Annotated in this window: 23 protein-coding genes and 2 tRNA genes; 16 read left to right on the forward strand and 9 right to left on the reverse strand. The window is 70.2% G+C overall.

Annotation, left to right across the window (positions count from 1 at the left end; translation table 11 throughout):
- Positions 1 to 139: 139 nt before the first annotated feature.
- The 4 genes from DEU37_RS01825 to galE all read right to left on the reverse strand — a co-directional run bounded on the left by DEU37_RS01825 (position 140) and on the right by galE (position 2,969).
- Complete coding sequence (locus DEU37_RS01825) at positions 140 to 772, reverse strand: hypothetical protein (protein ID WP_121188988.1); 633 nt, start codon at positions 770 to 772, stop codon at positions 140 to 142.
- Entirely contained in the window at positions 769 to 1,002 is a 234-nt protein-coding gene (locus DEU37_RS01830) for a hypothetical protein (RefSeq protein ID WP_147424838.1), read from the reverse strand. Before DEU37_RS01830 ends, DEU37_RS01825 begins: the two co-directional genes overlap by 4 nt.
- 200 nt (positions 1,003 to 1,202) lie before the next feature.
- The gene (locus DEU37_RS01835; RefSeq protein WP_121188990.1) at positions 1,203 to 1,922 is read right to left on the reverse strand and encodes a hypothetical protein; all 720 of its coding nucleotides are present in this window, start codon (positions 1,920 to 1,922) and stop codon (positions 1,203 to 1,205) included.
- 69 nt (positions 1,923 to 1,991) lie between these two features.
- Positions 1,992 to 2,969: a UDP-glucose 4-epimerase GalE gene (gene galE / locus DEU37_RS01840; protein WP_121188991.1), complete on the reverse strand. Its 978-nt coding sequence runs from the start codon at positions 2,967 to 2,969 to the stop codon at positions 1,992 to 1,994.
- A gap of 68 nt (positions 2,970 to 3,037) precedes the next feature.
- Between galE and DEU37_RS01845 the strand changes: the two genes are divergently transcribed.
- Together DEU37_RS01845 and DEU37_RS01850 are read left to right on the forward strand one after the other, a co-directional pair.
- A complete protein-coding gene (locus DEU37_RS01845; protein ID WP_121188992.1) occupies positions 3,038 to 4,135 on the forward strand; it encodes a glycerate kinase in 1,098 nt (365 codons plus the stop codon).
- A gap of 140 nt (positions 4,136 to 4,275) precedes the next feature.
- Positions 4,276 to 8,328 (forward strand): RICIN domain-containing protein, encoded by a 4,053-nt coding sequence (locus DEU37_RS01850; protein WP_121188993.1) that lies wholly within the window; start codon positions 4,276 to 4,278, stop codon positions 8,326 to 8,328.
- A 77-nt stretch (positions 8,329 to 8,405) separates the two neighbouring features.
- On the opposite strand, the gene pgm is transcribed toward DEU37_RS01850, so the two are convergent.
- Entirely contained in the window at positions 8,406 to 10,049 is a 1,644-nt protein-coding gene (gene pgm / locus DEU37_RS01855) for a phosphoglucomutase (alpha-D-glucose-1,6-bisphosphate-dependent) (RefSeq protein ID WP_121189611.1), read from the reverse strand.
- A gap of 33 nt (positions 10,050 to 10,082) precedes the next feature.
- Positions 10,083 to 10,712 (reverse strand): hypothetical protein, encoded by a 630-nt coding sequence (locus tag DEU37_RS01860; protein WP_259457100.1) that lies wholly within the window; start codon positions 10,710 to 10,712, stop codon positions 10,083 to 10,085.
- 23 nt (positions 10,713 to 10,735) lie between these two features.
- Here DEU37_RS01860 and pheA point away from each other — a divergent pair, with 23 nt between their 5' ends.
- Complete coding sequence (gene pheA / locus DEU37_RS01865) at positions 10,736 to 11,719, forward strand: prephenate dehydratase (RefSeq protein ID WP_121188995.1); 984 nt, start codon at positions 10,736 to 10,738, stop codon at positions 11,717 to 11,719.
- Positions 11,720 to 11,736: 17 nt separating this feature from the next.
- On the opposite strand, the gene DEU37_RS01870 is transcribed toward pheA, so the two are convergent.
- From DEU37_RS01870 to DEU37_RS01880, 3 genes are all read right to left on the reverse strand, one after another.
- Complete coding sequence (locus DEU37_RS01870; RefSeq protein WP_121188996.1) at positions 11,737 to 12,783, reverse strand: LLM class flavin-dependent oxidoreductase; 1,047 nt, start codon at positions 12,781 to 12,783, stop codon at positions 11,737 to 11,739.
- A 47-nt stretch (positions 12,784 to 12,830) separates the two neighbouring features.
- Positions 12,831 to 14,177 (reverse strand): deoxyribodipyrimidine photo-lyase, encoded by a 1,347-nt coding sequence (locus DEU37_RS01875; RefSeq protein ID WP_121188997.1) that lies wholly within the window; start codon positions 14,175 to 14,177, stop codon positions 12,831 to 12,833.
- Positions 14,178 to 14,240: 63 nt separating this feature from the next.
- The gene (locus DEU37_RS01880; RefSeq protein WP_121188998.1) at positions 14,241 to 15,260 is read right to left on the reverse strand and encodes a diacylglycerol kinase family protein; all 1,020 of its coding nucleotides are present in this window, start codon (positions 15,258 to 15,260) and stop codon (positions 14,241 to 14,243) included.
- 110 nt (positions 15,261 to 15,370) lie between these two features.
- Here DEU37_RS01880 and DEU37_RS01885 point away from each other — a divergent pair, with 110 nt between their 5' ends.
- The 13 genes from DEU37_RS01885 to DEU37_RS01945 all read left to right on the forward strand — a co-directional run bounded on the left by DEU37_RS01885 (position 15,371) and on the right by DEU37_RS01945 (position 25,684).
- Positions 15,371 to 15,853: a hypothetical protein gene (locus DEU37_RS01885; protein WP_259457101.1), complete on the forward strand. Its 483-nt coding sequence runs from the start codon at positions 15,371 to 15,373 to the stop codon at positions 15,851 to 15,853.
- An 81-nt stretch (positions 15,854 to 15,934) separates the two neighbouring features.
- Complete coding sequence (serS, locus tag DEU37_RS01890; protein ID WP_121189000.1) at positions 15,935 to 17,215, forward strand: serine--tRNA ligase; 1,281 nt, start codon at positions 15,935 to 15,937, stop codon at positions 17,213 to 17,215.
- A complete protein-coding gene (locus tag DEU37_RS01895; RefSeq protein ID WP_121189001.1) occupies positions 17,212 to 18,141 on the forward strand; it encodes an HAD family hydrolase in 930 nt (309 codons plus the stop codon). Before serS ends, DEU37_RS01895 begins: the two co-directional genes overlap by 4 nt.
- A gap of 97 nt (positions 18,142 to 18,238) precedes the next feature.
- Positions 18,239 to 18,323, forward strand: a tRNA-Ser gene (locus DEU37_RS01900).
- Between the two features lie 35 nt (positions 18,324 to 18,358).
- Positions 18,359 to 19,660, forward strand: coding sequence for an LCP family protein (locus DEU37_RS01905; RefSeq protein WP_121189002.1), 1,302 nt, complete (start codon positions 18,359 to 18,361; stop codon positions 19,658 to 19,660).
- Positions 19,661 to 19,761: 101 nt separating this feature from the next.
- A tRNA-Ser gene (locus DEU37_RS01910) sits at positions 19,762 to 19,853 on the forward strand.
- A gap of 281 nt (positions 19,854 to 20,134) precedes the next feature.
- Entirely contained in the window at positions 20,135 to 21,271 is a 1,137-nt protein-coding gene (locus tag DEU37_RS01915) for an NAD(P)/FAD-dependent oxidoreductase (protein WP_220699810.1), read from the forward strand.
- Positions 21,268 to 21,855, forward strand: coding sequence for an amino acid synthesis family protein (locus tag DEU37_RS01920; RefSeq protein ID WP_121189003.1), 588 nt, complete (start codon positions 21,268 to 21,270; stop codon positions 21,853 to 21,855). The genes DEU37_RS01915 and DEU37_RS01920 overlap by 4 nt, the downstream gene beginning before the upstream one ends.
- Positions 21,856 to 21,882: 27 nt before the next feature.
- Positions 21,883 to 22,662, forward strand: a complete 780-nt coding sequence (locus tag DEU37_RS01925) for a class II aldolase/adducin family protein (protein WP_121189004.1) — start codon at positions 21,883 to 21,885, stop codon at positions 22,660 to 22,662.
- A 28-nt stretch (positions 22,663 to 22,690) separates the two neighbouring features.
- Positions 22,691 to 23,629: a 3-hydroxyacyl-CoA dehydrogenase NAD-binding domain-containing protein gene (locus DEU37_RS01930; RefSeq protein WP_121189005.1), complete on the forward strand. Its 939-nt coding sequence runs from the start codon at positions 22,691 to 22,693 to the stop codon at positions 23,627 to 23,629.
- A complete protein-coding gene (locus tag DEU37_RS01935; RefSeq protein ID WP_121189006.1) occupies positions 23,629 to 24,516 on the forward strand; it encodes an alpha/beta fold hydrolase in 888 nt (295 codons plus the stop codon). Before DEU37_RS01930 ends, DEU37_RS01935 begins: the two co-directional genes overlap by 1 nt.
- On the forward strand, positions 24,516 to 24,971 hold the full coding sequence (locus tag DEU37_RS01940; RefSeq protein ID WP_121189007.1) for a YbhB/YbcL family Raf kinase inhibitor-like protein: 456 nt from the start codon (positions 24,516 to 24,518) through the stop codon (positions 24,969 to 24,971). The genes DEU37_RS01935 and DEU37_RS01940 overlap by 1 nt, the downstream gene beginning before the upstream one ends.
- Positions 24,971 to 25,684, forward strand: a complete 714-nt coding sequence (locus DEU37_RS01945; protein WP_121189008.1) for an amidohydrolase family protein — start codon at positions 24,971 to 24,973, stop codon at positions 25,682 to 25,684. Before DEU37_RS01940 ends, DEU37_RS01945 begins: the two co-directional genes overlap by 1 nt.
- Positions 25,685 to 25,691 lie beyond the last annotated feature (7 nt).

Below are 25,691 nucleotides of genomic sequence, written 5' to 3' on the forward strand. Positions count from 1 at the left end.
GGTCGTTCACATCTCCAAGAGCCGGCAGATGTTTCTCCCGCGTGAGGAACCACATCCGCCGCGAGAAACCACCGCAGCGGGTGTTTCTCGTGCTGAATGTGGTTTCTCGCGGGCGCGCGACTCGGGGCGACGCTGCGCGTCAGGCGGCCGGGTCGTCCCAGGAGGAGGCGGCCACGAGACCGTCGAAGAAGCTCAGCATGATGTTCGCGATGTCTCCAAGCGGGGTGGAGAAGGTCGCGACCATGATCTGCTTGGATGCGGGGACCGTGTACCAGTAGTCCGCCGTGAGGGTGACGGCATGCGCCTCGGGCTGCTCGGGCAGCACCTGGTGGTCGACATGGTGGAGACGCAGGATCTCGGAACCGTCGATGGAGAGCCGCCGCGCCGTCTCGTGGTGCGGCTGGCCGCTCTTCGCGAACGACTTCTGCAGCACGTCGATGACCTCGTCAGGATCCGTCCCGAGGGCCGGGCTCATCCGCAGATCGGGTGGGGAGTAGATCGTCAGCGTCACCGGCATCGGTAGCCCCGGCCTGATCTCGGTGGCGATGAACATCGCCTGCGCGTGGCCCTCCTTCGCCGTGGCGATGGCCTCGGCGAGGTCGCGGCGCATCCGCGCCCGCACGGTCGCATCGACGTCGCGCGTGCCGACCACCGACGTGACGAACTCGGCGATGAGCTCCGCAGAGCTGAGTTCGTTCCACAGCACCGGATGCCACGCGCCGGCGAGCCGAAACCGGAGCATCGGCGTCGTCGCCGTGTCGGTGTCCGTCATCGACCTGTGCCGAGAGCGTCGTCGATCCCGTCGCTGTTGACGTCGATCCCATCACCGATCTTGCTGTAAAGAATGCCCAGCTGGTCGGCTGCGGCGGTGAGGTCGAGCGAGGCGCCCGACTGACTCTTCGTGAAGAGATCGATGTGACCGGGCTCGCGGCTGCCCGCATGGCGCGCGGCCAGCAGGAGTGCAGAGAGCTCATCGGAGGTGACGGGGTCGTCACCGGACATGACGACTTCCACGATCCAGCCCGAGGAGAAACCACTCTGCCCCTGCTCGACCGTTGCGCTCGCGACGCGAGAATCGGCCGCTTCCACGGCGCTGACGACGGCCGATGCGTCAGCATCCCCGCTTTTTCCCGATGACGGCGAGCACGCCGTGCACAACACGACAGCCGCCGCAACAGCGGCCGCGACCGTCCATCCGCGTCTCATTCCGGCCATGAGTAGTACTCCGTTTCGGTGTAGCTGTTCGCCCCGTCGAAGAACCGGTCGAGATCGTGCACGTCGCCGAGGTCTGTCATGTGCGCCTGGAGGGTCTTTGCGTACTGCCCGGCGTCGTGGATCTTCGTCACGTCGGTCGGGTTGCCCGGCGCGGCCGACGTGATCGTCTGCCAGTTCGGGCGAGTGGGAGGAGGCGTGAAGAAGTCGAGCTTCGGGACGGGGTCGCCCTCGTGCTGCACGGAGATCACGCGCGTGCGGTCCGGGATCGGCATGTTGTCGATCGGTGCGCCGCAGACGACGACGGCACCGAAGTTGTAGTCGTCCGAGCGGTAGGCGGCGAGGTGGCCCGCGAGGATGCCGCCCTGACTGAACCCGACGAGCATGACGGGGTCCCCGTTCGGCCCGCCCTTGATGCCGGCCTGGTCCATCGCCTCGAGGGCGGCGCGCTCGTACTGGGTGCGCAGACTCGGAAAGAGCACGAGGGCCATGTTGCTGTCGACGTCGTTGACCGCGCCGGAGTCCTTCATCGCCTGGAAGAGCTCGAAGTCCTTGCCGGACATCGTGGATGCCAGCGCCTGCCAGTCCTGCGTGCTGGGGAGCACGACCCGCCACGACACCGATCCGTCGGCCTGGACGATCTTCTGGATCTTCACGACCGTCTCGTCGGAGCCCCCCTCGCTGTCGACGAAGGCCGCCTCGCCGAACACATCCTTCAGCTCGCCGGGTGCAGTGTCGCTCTTACAGAACTCCCCATGAGAGTCGCACGCCGCCGTGCGTCAGCGCGCGTTGCGGCGCGCCTCCCAGCCCGTGCGCACCATCTCGTCGACGGTGTAGCGGTTCGCCCAGTCGAGGTCGCGAGCGGCGAGCTCGCCCGTGGCGACGATGCGGTCGGGGTCGCCGGGGCGGCGAGGCCCGATCTTCGGTGTGAAGTCGATGCCGGTCACGCGGGCCATCGCATCCATGATCTCGCGCACGCTCAGGCCGTTCTGCGACCCCAGGTTGTAGGCGGCCTCGATGGGCTCACCCGCCTCGAGCCGCTGCGCCGCGACGACGTGCGCGGCTGCGATGTCGCCGACGTGCACGTAGTCGCGCACGTTGGTGCCGTCGGGGGTGTCGTAGTCGTCGCCGTTGATCTGCGGGGTCTCGCCGGCGAGCAGCTTCTCGAACACGATCGGGAAGAGGTTGTGGGGGCTCGTGTCGTACACCGACGGGTCGGCCGAGCCGACCACGTTGAAGTAGCGCAGCGACGTGTGGCGGAGGGGCTGCTCGTCGGATGCCGTCGCCACGCCCTGATCGCGCAGCAGCCATTCGCCGATGAGCTTCGACTCGCCGTAGGGCGACGCGGGGCGCTTGGGCAGGTCCTCGGTCACCAGGGGCACGTCGGGGGTGCCGTAGACCGCGGCCGAGGAGGAGAAGACGATGTTGTGCACACCGGCATCCGCCATGGCCGCCAGTACGACGCGGGTGCCCTCGACGTTCTGCTCGTAGGTGTGCAGCGGGCGCTGCACCGAGACGCCCGCGTACTTGAATCCGGCGACGTGGATCACGCCCGTGACGCCGTGTTCGCGCATCGTGTCGGCCAACAGCGCTCGATGCAGGATCGTGCCCTCCACGAACGGCACGCCCTCCGGCACGAACGACGCGTGGCCGCTCGAAAGGTCGTCCACGACGACCGGGGCGATGCCCGCCGCCTGCAGGGCGCGCACCACGTGCGCACCGATGTATCCCGCTCCGCCGGTCACAAGCCACGTCATGTGTCCATCCTGCCCGATGCGAGCCGGTGCCCGATGCCGCGGGCCGGTGAACGCGTAGCATCGCGCCCATGACCCGCGTCGTCCTCGCCCCCGACAGCTTCAAGGGCTCGATCCCCGCCGCCGCGGCCGCCGCCGCACTGCGCGACGGGTGGCGGTCGGTGCGGCCCGCCGACGAGGTGGTTCTGCGGCCGATGGCCGACGGGGGAGAGGGGACGCTGGACGCGTTCGCCGCTGCCGTCCCGGGCGCGACGCGGATGCCGCTCACGGTCACCGGGCCCGCGGGAACGCCCGTTGAGACCGCATGGCTGCTGCTGCCGGACAGCACCGCGGTCGTCGAGCTCGCGGCGACGAGCGGGATCGAACTGCTCGGCGGCCGGTTGCGTCCCTGGGACGCGTCGACGCGCGGGTTCGGCGAGGCGATCGCCGCCGCGCTCGAGCACGGCGTGGAGCGCCTCGTCCTCGGCATCGGATCGAGCGCGTCCACCGATCTCGGCGTCGGTATGCTCTCGGCGCTCGGTGCCGGGTTCGTCGACGGCGACGGAGCCGCGGTGCCCGACGGCGCCGGCGGGCTGGCGGCGATCGCCCACGTCGACACCGCTGCGCTGCGACAGCCTCCTGCCGGCGGCATCGTCGTGCTCTCCGATGTGACCACTCCGCTGCTCGGCCCCTCGGGTGCGGCGGCGGTCTTCGGGCCGCAGAAGGGCATCGATGACATCGCCCGCGCAGAGGCGGGTCTCGCGCACGCCGCGTCGCTGTTCCCGCTCGATCCGATGGTGGCGGGCGCGGGCGCGGCGGGAGGCACCGGCTTCGCCCTGCTGACCTGGGGTGCGCGGCTCGTCTCGGGCGCCGAGGAGATCGCCCGCCTCGTGGGGCTGGTCGAGGCCGCCGCGACCGCTGATCTCGTCGTCACGGGTGAGGGGGCCTACGACGATCAGTCCGCGGCCGGAAAGGCCCCCTCCGTGGTCGCCGCGGCGGCCGGCGCGGCCGGAGTGCCGACGGCCCTCGTCGCCGGACGGATCGCCCCCGCGGCGGATGCGACCGCGTTCTGCGCGGCGATCGCGCTCACCGACCTCGCCGGGTCGGCGGACGCCGCGCTCGCCGATCCCGCCCGGTGGCTGCGCGCCGCCGGGGCGCGGCTCGCAGCGGGGGTCGCGGGCGTCGCGTGAGGAGTGGGCGCCGCGGCGCCGCGCACGTCGCGTGTTGACGTCAACATCGCGATTCCTCTAGGCTGGGATCGAGCCATGTTAACGGTAACATGACGCGCTCCCGGTTCGCGATGATGCGACACAGAGAGGAACCCCCCACGATGAAGTCCCCCGGCCTGATCGCGCTCGCCGCCGTCACCGCCCTCGGTCTCACCGGACTCGTGGCGCCGCTCGCGGCTCCCGAGCCCGCGGCAGCGGCATCTGCGCCCCCCGTTGTGACGATCACCCCCAACCCCGCCTACGCCTCCGAGCCCTTCGAGGGTTGGGGGACGAGCCTGGTCTGGTTCGCGAACGCCACCGGCGGCTATCCGGAGGAGGTACGCCAGGACCTCCTCGACAAGGTGTTCGGCGAGAAGGGGCTCAACCTCAACATCGCCCGCTACAACATCGGCGGCGGCAACGCGACCGACGTGCCGTCCTACCTCCGGCCGGGCGGCGCGGTGGAGGGGTGGTGGAATCCCGATCTCGGCAAGAGCGACGGCTTCGGACCGATCACCTCGACGTACGCCGACCGCGCGCGCTACGCCGCCGCGTGGAGCCCCGACGACCCGTCCGCGTTCAACGGGAACGCCGACGCGACCCAGCGCTGGTGGATCGAGGCGCTGAAGGACAAGATTACGAAGTGGGAGGCGTTCAGCAACTCGCCGCCGTACTTCCTCACGCAGAGCGGCTACGTCTCCGGCGGGATCAACAACGCGACCGCCGAGCAGCTCGCCCCGGCCGACATGGACAAGTTCGCCGGCTACCTCGTCAAGGTCGTCGAGCACCTCGAGCAGACCTACGGCATCACCTTCGACTCGCTCGACCCGTTCAACGAGCCGAACACGAACTACTGGGGCACGACCATCCCGCAGGGCGCGACCTGGCCGAGCTCGGCGAGCCGCCAGGAGGGTGCGCACATCGGCCCGCAGCGCCAGGACCAGATGATCCAGGCGCTCGCCGCACGCCTCGCCGCCCCCGGCACCACCACGAAGGTGCCGATCTCCGCGATGGACGAGACGAACCCCTCGACCTTCGTCACCGATTGGAACGGGTGGTCGCAGCCGTCGAAGGATGCCGTCGCCCAGCTCAACGTGCACACCTACGGCACCTCCGACCGCACGATGGTGCGCGATATCGCCAAGACCGCCGACAAGCCGCTGTGGATGAGCGAGGTCGAGGGCGACTGGGACACGTCGGGCACCGGCTTCAACCAGACCAACATCGACAACGGCCTGGGCATGGCCGGCCACATGATCGACGACCTCCGCGAACTCGAACCGCGCGCCTGGGTGTTCTGGCAGCCGGTCGAAGACCTCTACAACATGCAGAAGGTCGAAAAGCTCAACTGGGGCAGCGTCCTCGTCGACTTCGACTGCAACGCCGACGGCAACTCGAAGCGGCGTCTCGCCGACGGCGACGCCGACCCCTCGTGCAAGGTCGTCACCAACGCGAAGTACAACACGGTGCGCAACTTCACGCACTTCATCCGCCCCGGCGATCACATCGTGCCCACCAACGACATGCAGACCACCGCTGCCGTCACGGCATCCGGGAACGGGGTGAACCTCGTGCACGTCAACACCGAGACCACCGCGCGCACCGTGCGGCTGGACCTGTCGAACTTCGCATCCCTCGCGCCGGGCGCGACCGTGACGCCCGTCGTCACCACGCAGTCTCCCGCCGACGATGTCGAGAAGAACGCGCTCGTCCGCGGCTCCGCCGTGGCCGTCGACCCGATCACACGCACGGCCACCCTCACGGTGCCGGCCAAGTCCGTCACGACCTTCGTCGTGTCGGGTGTTTCGGGGGTGGCCGCGTCCGCCCCGCAGGTGAAGGATGGTGCGGGCTACCAGCTTCTCGGCGTGCAGAGCGGCAAGGCCCTCACCGTGCAGGGGACAGGCCTGACGATCCGCAGTGCGGCGGCGACGGCGGATGCCGCGGCGGCGCAGACCTGGACGGCGACCTCGCTCTCCGGTGCGGGCTCGGACCGCCAGCGCGTGCTGCTGCGGGCAGCCGACGGGCGCTACCTGGCATCGTCCGGGACGAACCTGACGGTGATCAGCGCGACGCCGGAGCAGGCCGCAGCGAACCCGGCGGCGCAGTGGATTCCCACGACGCTGGACGGCCGCGGATTCTCGCTGCTGAACGTCGCGGCCACCCGCGTGCTCGACGTCAACGGCGCCGGCACGGCCGACGGCACCAGTGTGGGGCTGTGGACCTCGAACAACGGTGCGAACCAGGCCTGGACGCTCGCCCCGACCGCGGTGCAGAGTGTGCCCGACGTGACGGTCACGACCGCGGTGGGCGTCGCGCCGGTGCTGCCCGCCACGGTGCCGATCCGCTATGTGGGCGGCGGCACGCGCACGGCGCCCGTGGCCTGGAGCCTCGACGGCCACGACTGGGCCCCGGGCACCACCACCGTCTCCGGCAGCGGCACCGATCTGTTCGGCGCGCCGTTCACCGTGCGTGCGGTGGTCGATGTCGGTGCCTACACCTCCGCGCTGCCCGTCTCGCTCACGACCTACACGGGCGCGTCCGTGGCCACGGTCGCCGCCGTGGCGCCGACGACGGTGCCGCTCGAGGTGCGTGCCGGTGGGGCGACCGCCTCGGCGCCCGTGACCTGGTCGTGGTCGGGTGTGACGGATGCCGCGTTCGCCGAGCCCGGCGTCGTCTCGATCACCGGCAGCGCGAGCCTCGCCGGCGGGGGCACGCTCCCGGCCACGCTCAGCGTCATCGTCACGGTGCCGACGGAGGACAACGTCGCACGCACGAGCACGGCGTCGGCGACCTACACCGAGAGCGGCTATCCCGCCTCGAACACGATCAACGGGATCACGACGGACAAGGCGTGGTCGAACTGGCGCGGCGGCACGCTCAACGCCTCCGACACCCTGACCTACGCCCTGTCCGCGGCGGTTCCCGTCCCGCACGTGAAGGTGTACTTCAAGCGCGACGGCGGCACCTCGTGGGCCCGGACGATGCACGTCGACTATCGACTCGGCTCGGGCCCCTGGGTCACCGGAGACACGATCACCGTCGGGACCCCGGCGTCCGGCGATCCCGTCGTCGACGTCCCGGTCGGCGCGGCATCGGCCGATCAGGTTCGCGTCGTGATGAACGCCTACCCGAACACGCACCTGATCGTGTCGGAGGTCGAGATCTACGCGCCGGCCCCGTCGGCGTCGTCGGTCGCGGACCTGACGCGGCTGAGCGTCGGCTCCACGCCGGTGAAGGACTTCGCCGCCGACCGCACGGCCTACGCGGTATCGGTACCCGGGTCGGCGTGGCCGACCGTGGCCGCCACGGCCGTCGACGAGGATGCGACGGTCGCGATCGTCCAGCCCGCCGACGCGGGGGGTGCGGCGATGGTCCGCGTCACCGCCGTCTCCGGTGCCCAGAAAGTGTACACGGTCGCCGTCGCGCGCGACGCCGTCGTCTCGGGGGTCACGATCACCGGCACCCCCACGGTCGGCGCGAGCCTGACGGCGGTCGCGGGCACGGTCGACCCGTCGACGGCGCAGGTGACGTACGCGTGGCGTCGTGATGGCGTGCCCATCAGCGGAGCGGTGTCGGCGCAGTACACCGTGACGACCGCCGACGTCGGTCACGCGCTGAGCGTCGCACTCACGGCATCCGCCGACGGGTTCACGGCCGCCACCGCGGTCTCCGACGCCGTCACGGGCCAGGATACGACGACCACGCCGACGCCGTCCCCGAGCGGTTCTGCATCGCCGTCCCCGTCGGCATCCGCCGGACCGGGCGCGCCGGGCGAGGACGACCTCACGGCGGCGCTGCAGGGGGCGATCTCGGGTCCCGCGACCATCACCGCCGGCAGCACCGTGTCGATCCAGGTCGGGACCGACCGTGCGGGAAGTTCGGTCGGTGCGTGGCTGTTCTCGACGCCGCGAGCCCTCGGCACCGCAACCGTCTCGGCAGCGGGAACGATCGCCGTGACCGTTCCGACGGATGCCCCGGCGGGCGCGCACCGCCTCGCGGTGACCGACGCCTCCGGAGCGGTGATCGGGTGGTACGCGGTCACGGTGACGGCCGCGCCGACGGCGCTGGCGACGTCCGGCGCCACGGCCCCGTTCGGTGTGGCTCTGGCCATCGCCATGCTCCTGGTCCTCGCCGGAGCGGCGCTGGTCCTGCGTCGGCGTCCCGCGCGAGGCTGAGTGAGCGGAAGCGGCCCCGGTCCCTCTGCGTGAGGGCCGGGGCCGCTGTCGTTCGTGCGGTCAGGCGTCGCCGCGTGTCAGGCGTCGCCCAGCGCGGCCGCGACGACGGCGCGGGCTTCGGCCTGCACGTCGCGCAGGTGCTCCTCGCCCCGCAGCGACTCCGCGTACAGCTTGTAGACGTCTTCGGTGCCGGAAGGACGAGCGGCGAACCAGGCGTGCTCCGTCTGCACCTTCAGGCCGCCGATCGCAGCCCCGTTGCCCGGCGCGTGCGAGAGCTTCGTGGTGATCGGCTCGCCGGCGAGCTCCGTCGCGGTGACGGCCTCCGGGGCGAGCTTGGACAGGGCTGCCTTCTGAGCAGGCGTCGCGGGGGCATCCACACGCTGATAGGCGGAGGCACCGAACTCCGCCTCCAGCTCCGCGTAGCGCTGCGACGGGGTCTTGCCGGTCACCGCGAGGATCTCCGCCGCCAGCAGACACAGCAGGATGCCGTCCTTGTCGGTCGTCCACACCGAGCCGTCGAAGCGGAGGAAGGACGCTCCGGCGGACTCCTCGCCACCGAACACGACCGAGCCGTCGAGCAGACCGGGGACGAACCACTTGAAGCCGACGGGAACCTCGAGCAGCCGGCGGCCGAGGGAGGCCACGACGCGGTCGATGATCATCGACGACACGAGCGTCTTGCCGACCGCGGCATCCGTCTGCCACTGCGGACGGTGCGCGCACAGGTAGTCGATGGCTACGGCTAGGTAGTGGTTCGGGTTCATGAGGCCGGCGTCGGGCGTGACGATGCCGTGGCGGTCGGCGTCCGCGTCGTTGCCGGTGAGGATGTCGTACTCGTGGCGTCGGGCGACGAGGGCCGCCATCGCGGACGGCGATGACGGATCCATGCGGATCTTCTCGTCCCAGTCGAGCGTCATGAATCGCCATGTCGGGTCGACCTCGGGGTTCACGACGGTGAGGTCGAGCCCGTAGCGCTCGCCGATCAGCTGCCAGTACTCCACCGAGGCGCCGCCCAGCGGGTCGGCGCCGATGCGCACGCCCGCCTTCGCGATGGCGGCGACGTCGATGATGGTGGCGAGATCGGAGACGTACCCTTCGCGGAAGTCGTACGAACCGAGGGTGTCGGCGTCGATGTCCTTGAAGGGCGTGCGGCGCACGCCGTCGAGACCGGCGGCGATGAGGGCGTTCGCGCGATCCGCGATCCAGCCGGTGGCATCGGTGTCGGCCGGGCCGCCGTGGGGCGGGTTGTACTTGAAGCCGCCGTCGCGGGGCGGGTTGTGCGAGGGGGTGACCACGATGCCGTCGGCCCGGCCGGGGTCGTCGGCGGCCAGGTCGCGGTTGTAGGTCAGGATCGCGTGGCTGAGCGCCGGGGTCGGCACCCACGCGTCGCGGGAGTCGGTGCGCACGTCCACACCGTTGGCGACCAGAACCTCCACGGCCGTACGCTCCGCCGGAAGAGACAGACCGTGCGTGTCGCGGCCGAGGAAGAGGGGACCGCGGATGCCCTGTGCCGTGCGGTAGTCGACGATCGCCTGGGTGGTGGCGAGGATGTGGTCCTCGTTGAAGCTCGTGCTCAGCGACGAGCCGCGGTGGCCGCTCGTGCCGAAGGCGACCCGCTGTTCGGCGACGGCCGGATCGGGCTTGAGATCGTAGTAGGCGGCGATGAGCTCATCGATGTCGACGAGGTCGGAGGCTTCGGCTGGCTGTCCTGCGCGGCTCATGTCCACAGTCTGTCACTGCCGCGGCGCCCGTGCTCACTCTCGGTGCAGGACCGATGTCGCCGTGCTGTCGGACAGCTTGTTGATGAGCGTGAGCGTGTCGGGCTTGCACCCGTACTTCGCGTCGCTGATCGGCGCGACCGAGATCTGCTGGCTGATGGCGCCGGCATCCGTGCCCTTGCCGTCGATCGTCGCGACGATCTCCAAGCCCGACGTGTCCTGGGTCTGGCTGCCGATCCCGTTGCCGGTGACCGTGTAGGTTCCCGTGATCGAGCCCTTGAAGTTGATCAGGATGGTCGTTCCCGACACGTTCGCGGTGACCTGCTCGGCCGGGGTCCACTTGTAGGTCCCGTCCTTGCGGAGGATGAGATCCGCGGTGCCGACGGGAGTGAACTTCGCACCGGATCCCGCCATGAGCGAGTTCACGTCGTTGTAGAACGCGGTGACCTGGTCCTGGCCCATGTGCCACGCGCCGACGAGGCAGGCGAGGTCGGCGGTGGGCGACGGTGACGGTGTCGCGCTCGGCGTCGGCGTGGGGGTGGCGCTCGCGGAGCCGGTCGGTGTGGGCTCGGTCGCCGGCTTCTCCTCGACGGGGGCGCATGCGCTCAACCCGAGCGCGAGGACGGCGGCGGTGACGACGGCGAGGGGGGAGAATCGGCGGATCACCCCTTCAGCGTAGGCTGTCACCCGTGACTTCCGCGCCTTCGCCGACCGGGGCGTCTGCGGCATCCGTGCCCGCGCGCCGTACCTACAGCTATCTCGGACCGGCCGGAACCTTCACCGAAGCGGCGCTGGCGCAGGTGCCCGAAGCGCGCGATCAGATCTGGCGTCCGGTGCGCAATGTCGCCGAAGCGCTCGCCGATGTCGTCGAGGGCCGGTCGGATGCCGCGATGATCGCGATCGAGAATTCGGTCGACGGCGGAGTGTCCACGGCGCAGGATGCGCTGGCCACGATGCCCGGGCTGAGAATCATCGGTGAGTATCTGGTCCGCGTGAACTTCGTGCTCGTCGCCCGCCCGGGAACCCGCATCGAAGACGTCACCCTCGTGGCCGCGCACCCGGTCGCCTACGCGCAGTGCCTGCGGTGGCTGTCGGCGCATCTGCCCGACCACGCGCACCTGCCGGCGTCGAGCAATGTCGCCTCGGCCGTGGACATGCTGGAGGGTGTGAGCGACGCGGATGCCGCGGTGGCGCCGCCGGCGATCCTCGAGCACCACGACCTCGAGCTGCTCGCCGAGGAGATCGGCGACAATGCCAACGCCGTCACGCGTTTCGTGCTGGTGGGGCGCACCGTGGCGCCGCCCGCGCCGACCGGCGCCGACAAGACCTCGCTGATCGTCGAGCTGCCCGAGGAGTATCCGGGAGCGTTGATGGAGATGCTGGAGCAGTTCGCGACGCGGGGGATCAACCTGTCGCTGCTCGCCTCGCGACCGATCGGCGACGCCCTGGGGCGCTACCGGTTCGTCATCGACGCGGACGGGCACATCCAGGACGAGCGCATGGCCGACGCGCTGCTGGGCCTGCGGCGGTTCAGCCCGAAGATGATCTATCTGGGCTCCTACCCGCGTGCCGACCGCGCGATCGTGCACTATCCCGAGCGCTATTCGGATGAGGTGTTCGTCGAGGCCCGCGACTGGCTGCGCGCGCTCATCTCCGGCGCACCGGAGGCCTGAGCTTCCCGCCGCGCGCCTCAGGCCGCGAGCAGCTCGAGGGTCTGGATACGGCCGGCGGCGGCATCCATCGCCTCTTCGTCGTACGCGCCCGACACGGGCGAGACCATGACCTCGTCGACGCCGTGGCGAGCGGCGAACGCCGACAGTGCGGCACGCGCCTCGTCGCCGGTGCCGACGAACCAACGCCGCCGCAGGGCGTCGATCAGGGGCGCGGCGAGACGGTCCTCCGCCTCCGCCGCCGCGGCCTGCTCGACGCTCTCCAGAGCCGTGAGCGGGCGCCCGCCGCGCAGACGCGCCATCATGCGTGCCTGCGGCAGCATGCGCTCCTCGGCCTCGGCCGTGGTGGCGGCGACGACCGCGTTGGCGGTGAGGAAGGTTCGGGGTGCGTCGAGGTGCGCCGACGGCTGGAACTGTCCCCGGTAGAGATCGAGGGCCCGTTCGAGTCCCTCGCCGGAGAAGTGATTGGCGAACACATACGGCAGCCCGACGGCGGCGGCCAGCTGCGCCGAATAGTCGCTGGAGCCGAGCAGCCACACCTCGGGTGCGCCGGTCGCCGCCGGCGTGGCGTGGATGCCGTAGCGGTCGTCGCCGTCGCCGCGGCCCGTGAGGCGCACCGTCGCACCCTCGGGCGACATGAGCGCGCCGATGTCGCGCACGTGATCGGGGAAGCGGTCGACGTCGCTGGAGGTGCCGCTCATGCGCAGCAGCTGGGTGATGACCGGGTCGCTTCCCGGAGCCCGCCCGAGGCCCAGGTCGATGCGGCCGGGGGCGATCGCCTCGAGGGCGGCGAACTGCTCCGCGACGACGAGGGGCGCATGGTTCGGCAGCATCACGCCGCCGGAGCCGACCCGGATGCGCGACGTGCGTGCGGCGGCGGCGGCGATCAGCACGGGCGGGGTGGTCGACGCGACAGCCGGCATGTTGTGGTGCTCCGCGAACCAGTAGCGGCGGTAGCCCAGATCATCGGCGCGCTGCGCCAGAGCCAGCGAGGCGGCGACCGCCTGCGTGCTGGTCTGGCCGGTACGGACGGGAACGAGGTCGAGAACAGAGAGCGCGAGAGACATCTACGGAGACAACCCCGCGACCGCCCGCCGCATTCCGCGGGCGGGATTCACCGGGCGTTCTTGACGGCGTCGTAGGCCGCCAGGGCCGCGTCGCGCGATGCCTTCAGATCGACGAGGGGCTCCCTGTCCGCGGCATCCGGCGCCCACTCGCGGACGTACCGTCCGTCGGCGTCGAACTTCTTCGCCTGCAGCTCGGGGTTGAAGATGCGGAAGTAGGGGGCGGCATCGGCTCCCGAGCCGGCGACCCACTGCCAGTTGAAGGGGTTGCTCGCGGCATCCGCGTCGACGAGGGTGTCCCAGAACCACTCCTCGCCGCGGCGCCAGTCGATGAGGAGGTTCTTGATGAGGAAGGACGCCGTCACCATCCGCACCCGGTTGTGCATGAAGCCCGACACCCAGAGCTCGCGCATCCCGGCATCCACGAGGGACACGCCCGTCTCGCCCCGTTGCCACGCCCGCAGCATGGAGGGCTTGAGCCGGGGCCAGGGGAAGGCGTCATAGGCCGGCTTGAGGTTCCTCGTCGCGAGGTCGGGGGCATGGAAGAGGGTGTGCCAGGCGAACTCGCGCCAGCCGACCTCGGAGAGGAAGCCTCCGACGTGGGCTCCCGACGCCACCGCGGCGTGCCAGACCTGGTGGGGGCTGAGTTCTCCCCAGCGCAGCCGCGGCGACAGCATCGAGGTCGCGCCTCCGGCGGGTTCGTCGCGGGCGCGGTCGTAGTCGGCGACATCCTCGGCGAGGAACTCCCGCAGGCGGCGGCGCGCGGCCAGCTCGCCGGGCGTCCAGCGGTCGCGCAGCCCGCCCGCCCAGTCCGGTCTCGTCGGCAGGAGGCCCCAGTCGTCGAGGTCGTCGGATGCCGGGTAGCTCGACACCCCGCGCAGCTCGCGCGGCTCCGGCAGGGGCTCGCGCGGCGCGGGCAGCTGCCGGCACGCCTTCCAGAAGGGCGTGAACACCCCGTAGGGGGTGCCCGCGCCCGTACGGACGGTCCACGGCTCGAACAGCAGCGACGCCGCGAACGAGCTCACCTCGAGGCCGCCCGCTCGCAGCGACGTCTTGAGCCCGGCATCCACCTCGCGCTCGGGCGCGCTGTAACGGCGGTTCCAGAAGACCGCGCCGGCACCGACCTCCCGGGCGAGCGAAGGAATCACCTCGGATGCCGCGCCGCGGCGCAGAACGAGACGTGAGCCCTTCTCGCGCAGGCGCTCGCCGAGCTCGGCGAGGGAGTGATGCAGCCACCACCGGGCGGCGCCGCCGAGGGGACGCACGCCTGCGGACTGCTCGTCGAGCACGTAGACCGCGATGACGGGCTCGCCGCGATCGACGCCCGCGTGCAGGGCGGGGTTGTCCGCGAGGCGGAGGTCGTCGCGGAACCAGACGAGGCTCGGGGATGCCGACATGGTTCCATCGTGCCCGGGTGCGTCCGGGTGCGGCGAGGCCTTGCGCGCGCGGTGGCCGGCGGGTTAGAGCGCGGGGGAGGTGTGCCCGGCGGGCACGGCGAGCTGGAGCGCGCCGGCGTGGATGCGGACGTCGACGGCCGTGGCCTCGCCGAACTCATCCCCGTCGAGCTGCACGGGCGTGGCGGCGCCGGCCGCGATCTGGATGCCGGTGCCGCGCGCGTACCGGATGGAGTTGTCGCGCGTGCGCAGCCGCAGAATCCGCCGGCCGGCGCGGAACCGGCGCAGCACACTGTTGTCCCACGCGACGCGGCGCCAGACCGCGAGCCAGCCGAAGGCGGTCTTGGGCTGGAAGATCGCGATGTCGAGCTGTCCGTCGGCGACCGATGCCTCCGGGATCAGCTCCAGCCCGGCCGGCAGCGAGCCGCAGTTCGCGAACAGCACGCTCTGCACGTGCGCGCGGTGCATCCGGTGGCCGGCGACCTGGTACATGATGCCGAAGGGCTTCGCCTTCACGAGTGAGCGTGCGGCGCCGTCGACGTAGGCGACCCAGCCGACCTTCTTCTTCAGATCGCCACTGGTGTTGGCGATCATCGCGGCATCCAGACCCATGCCGCCCATCACGACGAACGCGCGCTCCTCGCGCTCTCCGTCGGGACGAACCATCTCCGCGAACCCGACGTCGATCGCCTGCACGTCGCCCTCGAACGTCGCCGCGATCATCGCGTCGGGATCGGTGAGCGGCAGCTGCAGGTTGCGGGCGAGCAGGTTGCCCGTGCCGCTCGGCACGATCGTCAGGGGCACCTCGGTGCCCGCCATCGCCTCGCTCACCGCGCGGACCGTGCCGTCGCCGCCCGCGACCAGCACCGCGTCGGCTCCCGCCGCGATCGCCTCGCGCGCCAGTCCGTCGCCGAGTTCGTCGACGGTCGTCTCGTAGAAGAGGGGCTCGCCCCATCCGGCATCCGCCGAGTGTCGGGTCACCGCATCGCGCAGCTCGTCGACCTCGACCTTGATCGGGTTGTAGACGAGCGCCGCGCGGCGGCGCGAACCGTCGTCGGAAGGGGCGGCAGCGTCAGCGGGGGCCATGCGGCTAAACATACCCGGAGCTGAACACCAGCGGCGGGGCGGGCGGGTCGTGGCGCCGCGGCCTTCGCTGGTGCCGTGGCGATGGACGGTAGAACGGAGGGATGGAGCACATGCCACAGATCCACCCCGCCCTTCGCTGGACGGGGTGGATCGCGTTGTTCCTCAGCCTCGCGATCCCGCTCGGGAACTCCCTCGTCGCCATGGCGGTGTTCAGGAATCCGTCCTGCGAGAGCGTGCGATGGAGCTTCGCGCCGTTGCTCGCGACGTGCGAACCCGCCACCGCACAGCTCACGGCCTACGGTTGGTTCGGCACCGCCCTGGTCCTCACTCTCTTCGCGTCCGCCACAGGGATCGCGGCTGCGGGGATAGCTCGCAGCGGCGCGCTTCGCGGCGCGCAGCGCGCCGACGCCGTCCACTTCGGCATGACCCTGCTTGCTGTGGTCGCGATCGCCGCGACAGCACTCGTGCGCCAGTGGGATCCATCGCAACCCGTGAACGCATGGCTTCTCTTCGCCTCCGCGGGAGGCATGGCCGCGTACATCGTGTCATCGCTGATCCTCGTGTTCCGCCTCGCGGCGAAGCAACGTCTCTAGGAACACTTCGTGTGCGGCGACTCCTCGAGGCGACATGCCCGACGGCTGAGCGCGCGCGAACCCGCGAACTAGACTTGTCGGGTGATCGATCTCGCTCTGCTCCGTGACAACCCGGACCTCGTCAAGCGCTCGCAGCAGGCCCGCGGCGAGTCGCCCGACACGGTCGACGAGGCGATCGAGGCCGACCGTGCACGACGCGCCGCGATCACCGCCTTCGAGGAGCTGCGCGCCGCGCAGAACGCACACGGCAAGACCGTCGCCGCCGCGCCCAAGGAGGACAAGCCGGCGCTCGTCGCCCAGGCCAAGGAGCTCAGCGACCGCGTCAAGGCGGCGCAGCAGGCCGTGACGGCCGCCGAAGAGGCGGCAGATGCGGCCCTCGCGCGCATCGAGAACATCGTCATCGACGGCGTTCCGGCCGGGGGCGAGGAGAACTTCGTCACCGTGCGAACCCACGGGCAACCGGCATCCTTCGACTTCGAGCCGCTCGATCACCTGGCCCTCGGCGAGAAGCTCGGCGCCATCGACATGGAGCGCGGCACGAAGGTCTCGGGCAGCCGCTTCTACTTCCTCACCGGCATCGGCGCGCGCCTGGAGTACGCGATCATGTCGCTGGCCCTCCAGCGCGCGGTGGATGCCGGGTTCATCCCCATGATCCCCCCGACGCTCGTGCGACCGGAGGTCATGCGCGGCACCGGCTTCCTCGGCCAGCACGCCGACGAGGTCTACAAGCTCGAGGCCGACGACCTCTACCTCGTCGGCACCAGCGAGGTGCCGCTCGCCGGCTACCACATGGGCGAGATCCTCGACCTGACGGCGGGCCCCAAGCGCTACGCGGGCTGGTCGACGTGCTACCGCCGCGAAGCCGGCTCGTACGGCAAGGACACCCGCGGCATCATCCGGGTGCACCAGTTCAACAAGCTCGAGATGTTCGTCTACACGACGCCCGAGGATGCCGAGACGGAGCACCTGCGCCTCGTCGCGCTGCAGGAGCAGATGCTGCAGGACCTCGGCCTCAGCTACCGCGTCATCGACGTGGCCGCGGGAGACCTCGGATCCAGCGCCGCCCGCAAGTACGACGTCGAGGCCTGGGTCCCCACGCAGGGCGCGTACCGCGAGCTCACCTCGACGAGCAACTGCACGACCTATCAGGCGCGCCGACTGGACGTCCGTCACCGCCCGGCCGTCGAGGGTGGGGGCGCGGGCAAGACCGCTCCGGTCGCGACGCTCAACGGCACGCTCGCGACGACGCGATGGATCGTGGCTCTCCTCGAGACCCACCAGCGTGCCGACGGCTCGGTGGTGATCCCCGAGGTGCTGCGGCCCTACCTCGGCGGCCTCGAGGTGGCGGAGCCGATCGCATGAGCGGCGCGCGCGCCGAGGACCGTCTGCCACCCACGGGGGCGATCGAGGTCGTCGACGCGCCGGAGGCCGCGCACCTCGTCGACGACCTGGCGACGGATGCCGAGAACCCCGCCGTCACGACGGAGCGCCTCCTCATCGCGCTCGACGTCGACGGCACGGTGCTGCTGGAGGACGAAACTCTCAGCCCGGGGGTCGTGGACGCGATCGCGCACGCTCATCGAGCCGGACACGAGGTGATGCTCGCCACGGGTCGCAGCTGGGAGAGCACCCGCGGCATCCAGCACGTGCTCGAGCTCGCCCCGGAGTACGCGGTGTGCTCCAACGGCGCCGTGATCATGAAGCGCATCGGGGGCGACTTCGCGGAGGAAGGCCGCTACGAGCGCTTCCACGTCGAGACGTTCGATCCGTCCGAGGTCGTCGAGCTGCTGCGTGCGCACCTGCCGCACGCAAAGTACATGGTGGAACTCGCCGACGGTGAGCGGCTCTACACCGAACGTCTCGACGACTGGAACCTCGCGCATGCGCGCCGTGTCGACTTCGCCGAGCTCGTCGCGCAGCCCGTCTGCCGCGTCGTCGTGGTCTCGCCCGATGACACCGACGAAGACTTCCTGGCCCTGGTCGAACGCATCGGCCTCAACAAGGTGTCGTACGCCGTGGGCTGGTCGGCATGGCTCGACATCGCTCCGCAGGGCGTCGACAAGTCGACCGCGCTGGAGCGCGTGCGCACCTGGCTCGGCGTCGAGCCCGACCGCGTGCTCGTGATGGGTGACGGACGCAACGACCTCGGGATGTTCCGCTGGGCCCTCGATCACGGCGGCCGTGCCATCGCGATGGGACAGGGGCCCGACGACGTGCGCCGCGAAGCGGGCGAGGTCACGGCCTCGGTCCACGCCGGCGGCGTCGCCGAGATCCTGCGCGATCTCTGACGCCTTTTCAGCCACCGCCCAGGACGAGGCGCGATGATGGGCATCGTGCGTCGACTAGACTCGTCGCCTGTCTGAGGGATGCCGCGGCATCCGTCAGGGAGGGTTGTCCGAGCGGCCGATGGACCCGGTCTTGAAAACCGGTGGGCAGAGATGTCCCGTGGGTTCGAATCCCACACCCTCCGCAGAAGCGGTCGTGCCCGCTGTCGAAAGGTCCCCCGTGAGTCCACGCCCCGAGCGCCCTCGTCGGCAGCCCGTCGCCCGCCACGGCATCCTGAAGTCGCCGCACCCGCTCGCGCAGGTGCTCGCGATCCTCGCGGCGATCGTCGCGGTGGCGGTCGTCAGCACGACGGCGGTCGGCGCGTTCTATGTGTGGGATGCCGCCCGCGCCGTCCAGGCGGCCGGTGTCTCGATCGGTGGGGACGACACTCAGCTTCCGCCCACGCTCGGCGAGATCGAGGGCGGCGCCAACATCCTCGTCGTCGGCACCGACTCCTGCGAGGGGCCGAACGCCGCGCTGTCGGGCGCCTGCCAGGCCGGCGACACCGACGGTGAGCGCAACGACGTCACGATGCTCGTGCACATCTCGGACGAGCCGCGTCGCGTGACGGTCGTCTCCTTCCCGCGCGACATGATCGTGCCCATTCCCTCGTGCACGGGCCCGGACGGCACCCAGTACTCCGCGATGAGCGGCCAGATGCTGAACGCGTCGTACATGTACGGCGGCCTGACCTGCACCGTCGCGACCATCGAGAAGCTCACCGGCATCGACATCCAGTTCGCCGCCGCGACGCGGTGGACCGGCGTCATCGCCATGTCCGACGCCATCGGCGGCGTGGACGTCTGTGTCGCCGACGACATCAGCGACAGTCACACCGGCCTCGATCTGACGAAGGGCGAGCACACGCTGAAGGGCGTGGAAGCCCTGCAGTTCCTGCGCATCCGCCACGGCATCGGCGACGGATCGGATCTCGGGCGTATCTCGAATCAGCAGCAGTTCTTGAGCTCCCTCGTGCGCAAGCTGCAGTCCGAGGGTGTGCTGGGCAACCCGGCGACCCTCTTCAACCTCGCCAACACCGCGATCTCGCAGGTGACCGCCGATCCGCCGCAGGTGGTGCTGAGCAAGTCGTTGGCGAACCCGCAGAGCATGGTGCAGATCGCGATGGCCGTGCGCAGCGTCCCCTACCAGGACATCGTCTTCGTGCAGTACCCCACGGTGTACGCGACCGGCGGCTCTCGCGTGGACCCTGTCACCTCGGCGGCCAAGGTGCTCTTCGACGCGCTCGCGAACAACCAGCCGATCCAGCTGACCGGCTCGACGAGCGAGGGCTACGGCACCGAGGTCGTCGGTGAGGCGACACCCACGCCCGCCGATCCGGGCGCCACCCCCAGCCCGACGGCCACCGGCGACGCGGGGGCGACCGCTGCGGCGCCGACGCCGACGCAGGAGGCCGTGCAGCTGCCGTCGTCCATCACCGGGCAGACCGCGGCCCAGGTCACTTGCACCGTCGCCCAGCGTTGATCGCGCCGTGAACCGGATGCCGCGGCATCCGGTTCGGCAGGGCGGTTCGAACCCGTTATGATTGCGGGGTGCGTTCGCGCGGCTCCGGCCGGCAGACGCCTGGAGACGTCGCATAGTCAGGCCTAGTGCACCACCCTGCTAAGGTGGAGTCCCCTTACGGGGACCGAGGGTTCAAATCCCTCCGTCTCCGCCACGTGATGTCTCCGGGCATCCTCAACGGACGAACCCCCGCTTTTGCGGGGGTTCGTCCGTTTTTGTCTGTCCGCTCGTCGGCGAGGCGCCGCGCGGCGGGCCTGCACGTCGTGCGTGCGCGGGCTTCTGGCGGGGATCTGCGCGGGGTCTGTTACGGCCGTGTAAAAACGTCGGCGCATTCGCTCGTAGCCCTTGCAATCGCGCGTCCTACCCCACAAAATCTTCACATACGAGAATCCGCTCTCAAATAGTAAGAAGACGCTGAAGGGGGAGTTGCGCAGAATGACGACACGACGACACGCAGAGATCTCAGGAGCAGGATTCGCCGGCCTCACGGCCGCCGCCGCGCTCGCGAAGCGCGGGTGGAGCGTGCGGGTGCACGAACGCTCCAGCGATCTGCGCACGGAAGGCGCGGGCATCGTCTTGTGGGGCAACAGCCTCCGCGTGCTCGATCGCCTCGGCGCCACGCCCGATCTCGAGTCGCGAGCCATGCGCTCGCCCGCCTACGAGACCCGGATGAACAACGTCATCAAGTCGCAGGAAGACATGGAGGGCGTGCGATGGATCTCCGTCACCCGCCCGCACCTGTATCGGACGCTGCTCACCGTCGCACGAGAAGCGGGCGTCGAGATCGTCGCCGGTTCGGAGGTCAGCGGCGCGACGCCCGACGGTGTGCTGACGCTGGCGAGCGGCGAGACCGCCCGCGCCGACCTGATCGTCGGCGCCGACGGCGTCAACTCGGCCGTTCGCGATGCCCTCGGCATCCCGCTTCGCCGTGAGCGTTCCCGCGACGGGATCACGCGCTTCCTCGTCCCGCGCCGCAAGGCGGACCTCCAGGCGCTCGAGCCCGACACGGAGTGGGACAACTACATCGACTTCTGGAACCTCGAGCCCCGCGTGCTGCGGGTGCTCTACGTGCCGTGCAACGCGGAGGAGCTCTACATCGCGCTCATGGCGCCCGTGGACGACTCCCAGGGCTCCAAGGTTCCGATCGACCTGGAGCTGTGGTCCTCGAACTTCCCGCACCTACGTCCTGTCCTCGAGGAGGCCGCCCAGCTTCCCGGCCGCTACTACGGCTACCAGACGACCCGGCTCGACCACTGGACGGAGGGCAGGGTCGCCCTCATCGGCGACGCAGCGCACGCCATGTGCCCGGCGCTCGCGCAGGGGGCCGGCACGGCGATGCAGAATGCGTGGACGCTCGCCGAGGCGGCGACGGCTTCGAGCGATGCGGACATGGCGGCGTCCCTGAGCGGCTGGGAGCGCCGGGAACGGCCGTACACCGACCGTGCGCAGGACCGTTCGCAGTACTACGCCGACACACGACAGATGGCGGAGGGGTCGCAGTTCCAGGGCGACATCCTCGAGACCGCCCTCTACGACCCCACCGACCCGCATCGACACGAGGTGACCGCATGAGCATCGATCCGTACTACCGCGTCCGCGCCATCCACTCCTTCGTGCAGGAGACGCTCCACGACGTCGGCCCTGCACCCGCCCAGCCGCTCATCAAGGCCGCGGTCGCCGCGGTGATCGAGAACCCCTTCGCGGGCCGATGGGAGCAGGATCTGTCGCCGCTCACGCTGCCGAGCGCGAGCCTCGGCACGGAGCTGGGGCGTCGTGCCGTGGCGCTGCTCGGCGGCCGTCCTGTCGAGTCCTACGGGAAGGGCGGGATGGCGGGGATCGCCGGAGATCAGGAGCACCTCGTGGCGTGCGTGACGACGGTCTTCGGCGATGCCTTCCGTGACGCCGTCGGCGGGGGCAAGGCCTGGATCTCGTCCGCGTCCAAAGTCGCCGTCGCCGGGGCGAGCATCGACATTCCCCTCGCGTACAAGGACGAGGTCTATGTTCGTTCCCACTATGACGCGATCACGATCACTCTTCCGGACGCCCCGCGTCCGTCGGAGCTCGTGGTCATCGCCGCCGTTGCGACGGGCGGACGACTCAACGCCCGCGTCGGCGGGATGACCGTCGCCGACGTCCTCGCGCGCGACGCGAGCTGACCAGCACCTACCTCTCTGGGAGACACCGTGACATACCAGCACACGCAGTACTTCGAGGACGGGTCGATCGCGAGCACGCTCGCCGATGTGGCGCGTGCTCATCGCATCCTCGAGCTCGAGGGCCACGGCGACATGTCGATGGGCCACCTCTCGTACCGCGACCCGTTCGGTCGCGGGCTCTGGCTCAAGCGCGGCAACCTGGCGCTGTCCGAGGTCGTCGACGACGACTTCATCCTCATCGACTTCGACGGCAACGTGCTCGAAGGCACGGGGTTGCGCCACCTCGAGTGGCCGCTGCACGCCGAGATCATGCGCGCGCGCCCGGACGTGAACTTCGTCGGCCACTCGCATTCGCACTTCGCGACCGTACTGGCGTCGTCGACGGAGGACCTGCATCCCTACAACAATCACGGGATCTGGTTCGCGTACGAGGGCGTGCCGCGTTTCGCGGACACCTGCCACATCGTGACCACCGTGCCCCTGGGCGTCGATGCGGCGAAGGCCCTCGGCACGGCGCAGGCGATCTTCCTGGCCAACCACGGCGTCGCCTTCGTCGGCTCGACGGTCGCCGAAGTGACCCTCACCGGGATCTTCCTGGAGAAGGCGTCGCGGTTCCAGGTAGACCTCAAGTCCTCCGGCTTCGCGCCCATCCTCCCCGACCCCGAGGAGGCGAAGGAGAAGTTCGACAGAATCTACCCGCCCAAGGCCCAGCACAACTTCTGGACCTACTTCAACCGCCGCCTCGACCGTGTCGAGGCGCTCCAAGGCATCGGCATCTCGCAGATCAGCCTCCCGCCCGGCGTCTGACAACCACCCGACAAGACAAGGATCCCTGATGACTCTTCCTTCTATCGCCGCCGTCATCGGCTCCGGCACGATGGGCCCCGGCATCGCGGCCACGCTCGCGCGTGCCGGCGTCGTCGTTCGTGTCTACGACATCTCCGACCAGGCCATCGATGCCGCGATCGCCTCGTACGGCATCGTCAACGGTGTGCTGGAGGCGGTCGGCACGCCGACCGCCGAGGGCGGCTCCGTCGACTTCGGCACCGACCTTGCGGCCGCGGTCGCCGGAGCGGAGCTCATCATCGAAGCGATCCCGGAGCGCATCGAGCTCAAGCGGTCGCTGCTCCAGCAGCTCGAAGACGGACTCGTCGGCGACGACACGATCATCGCGTCGAACACGTCCGGCATCCCGATCACGACGATGGCCGAAGGGATGCGCCTGCCGGGTCGCCTCATCGGCATGCACTGGTCGAACCCGCCGCACCTCATCCCGATGATCGAGGTCATCCCGGGCGAGGCGACCGACCCCGCGCTCGTCGACAAGCTCGTGTCGATCGTCACGGCGTTCGACTACGTCCCGGTCGTCGAGAAGGAGACGCCGGGATTCGTCGAGAACCGCGTGCTCTACGCGATCCTCCGTGAGTGCCTGGACCTTCTCGAGAAGGGCATCGTCACACCCGAGGGGCTGGACGCCTGCGTCAAGTGGGGCATCGGCTACAAGCTCTCGGTCGTCGGCCCCACCCGTCTGCTCGACATGGCCGGGCTGGACATCTACAAGGCCGTCTCCAGCTACCTCAACGCCGACCTCGCGGACGGCAAGGGCACCCCCGCCATGATCGAGGACAAGATCGCGGCCGGAACGCTCGGGTTCAAGACCGGCGGCGGCATGTACGAGTACGACGGCCCCGACGCCGTCGCCGAGAAGCGCCGTGAGATCGTCACCGGGCTGATCGCCGCCCGCAAGACGCTCTCGTCGATCCCGAACGTCTGATGACGGGCGCGGTCTGCGTCGAGCGGATCGCCGACGGTCTGCACCGGACGAGCGGTGCGGACGTCGACCTCGCGTTCCGGATCCAGGGCGTGGGCCCCGCGGTCGTGCTGTTGCACGGCACCTCGGCGAACCACGCCGTCTGGGAGCCCGTCGCCGAACGCCTCGCGTCCACCGCGACGGTGATCGCACTCGACCAGCGTGGCCACGGGCGCAGCGACAAGCCCGCCCGCGGCTACGCCGGTCCGGACTTCGCCGGGGACGTCGTCAGCGTGCTGGACGCGCTGGGCATCGATCGCGCCGTCGTCGCGGGCCACTCTCTCGGAGGCCGCAACGCCTGGCTCGCCGGAGCCCTTCATCCGGACCGTGTCGCCGCGGTCCTCTCGGTCGACTACACCCCCTACGTGGAGGCGTCCGTGCTCGACGACCTCGCGCTCCGTGTCGCCGGCGGACACCGCGGCTTCGAGAGTGTGGAGCAGATCCGCGGCTACCTGCGCGAGCGCTACCCGCGCATCCTGCCCGCCGCCGTCGACCGCCGCGCGCGCTGGGGCTACGAGAAGCGGGCCGACGGGCTGTGGTGGCCCCTGGCCGCACCGGATGCGATGAGCCAGCTCATCGCGGGGTTTCGGACGCCGTGGGATGCCGAGTTCCGAGCCGTGCAGGCCCCGATGGTCGGCATCCGCGGAGGTCGTAGCCGCATCGTCAGCTCCGCCGCATGGGCGGCCGCGATCGCCGCGCGTCCCGCGGACCGCTGGGTCGACGTGGACGAGGCCGACCACTATATTCCGGAAGAGTTCCCCGATCTGGTCGCGGACGAACTGGACCGTCTGATCGCCGAATCCCTCCCCTCACCCTCGTCCGTACCCCCACCCTGGAAAGGAACGCTCTGATGGCGCTCTTCGTAGACAAGCTGCAGATCTCGAGCCCCGACATCGCCCCCCTCGAGAGGTTCCCCTTCGAGTTCACCGCGGACGGCGGCAACTCGGTGCCTCGCCTCGAGTTCTCCGGAGCACCCGAGGGTACCGTCGAGTACGCGATCATCTGCCATGACCCGGACGCCCCCCTTCCTCAGGGGTTCACCCACTGGGTGGTGTACGGCGTCTCGCCCGAGGCGACCTCGCTCGACCTCGATGCCGACGGCGTCCGGGTGGCTCCCAACGGCGCCGGCTTCCCCATCTACTACGGACCGCAGCCTCCCGAAGGTCACGGCATCCACCACTACTACTTCTGGGTGTACGCGCTCCGCCGCCCGGTGGAGGGGGAGCCCTCGCGCGAGGAGTTCCTGGAACGCTACGGTGACGCGATCATCGAGCAGGCGCGATTCGTGGCGGTCTGGAGCCGCTGATGGCGATCACCGACGCGCACGTCCACGTCGGCGATTTCCCGATGTTCGGCGTGACACTCGATCAGGACCGGCTCGGTCCCTATCTCGCGTCGAACGACATCGACACGGCGATGGTCTTCCATCAGGACAACGCGATGGTCCAGCGCACCATCGCCGACCTTCCCGGTGCGTACGGCCTGTACTGGGCCGACCCGAAGAATCCGGACGCTGTCCGCGAGCTGCGGGACTTTCTCGACGACCCGATGTTTCGCGGCGTCAAGCTGCACCCCCTCATGGAGGGCTTCCACCCGAACGACCCGATCGTCTGGCCGCTGATCGAGGTGCTGATCGAGCGCGGGCTTCCGGCCCTGATCCACTGCGGCCACCCGATCTTCTCGCTGCCGTGGAGCATCGAGGAGCTGATCGTCCAGTTCCCGGAGGCGAAGATCATCCTCGGGCACATGGGCCACGGCAACGTGGTCTACATCGACGCCTCGATCGCCGTCGCCGGGCGGCATCCGAACGTCTGGCTCGAGACGAGCGGGATGCCGATGAGCCTCAAGATCGCAGAGGCGGTGGAGAAGGTGGGCGCCGACCGCGTCATGTACGGCTCGGACGGCCCGTGGCACGAGCCCAAGGTGGAGCAGCTGAAGGTGCAGCTCGCCGGTCTCGAGCCCGATGATCTGGATGCCGTCATGAACCGCACGGCGCAGCGCCTCTTCCTCGGCCGCTGAGGAGGCC

It is taken from the genome of Microbacterium sp. AG790 (genome assembly GCF_003634765.1).
Classification (GTDB): Bacteria; Actinomycetota; Actinomycetes; order Actinomycetales; family Microbacteriaceae; genus Microbacterium.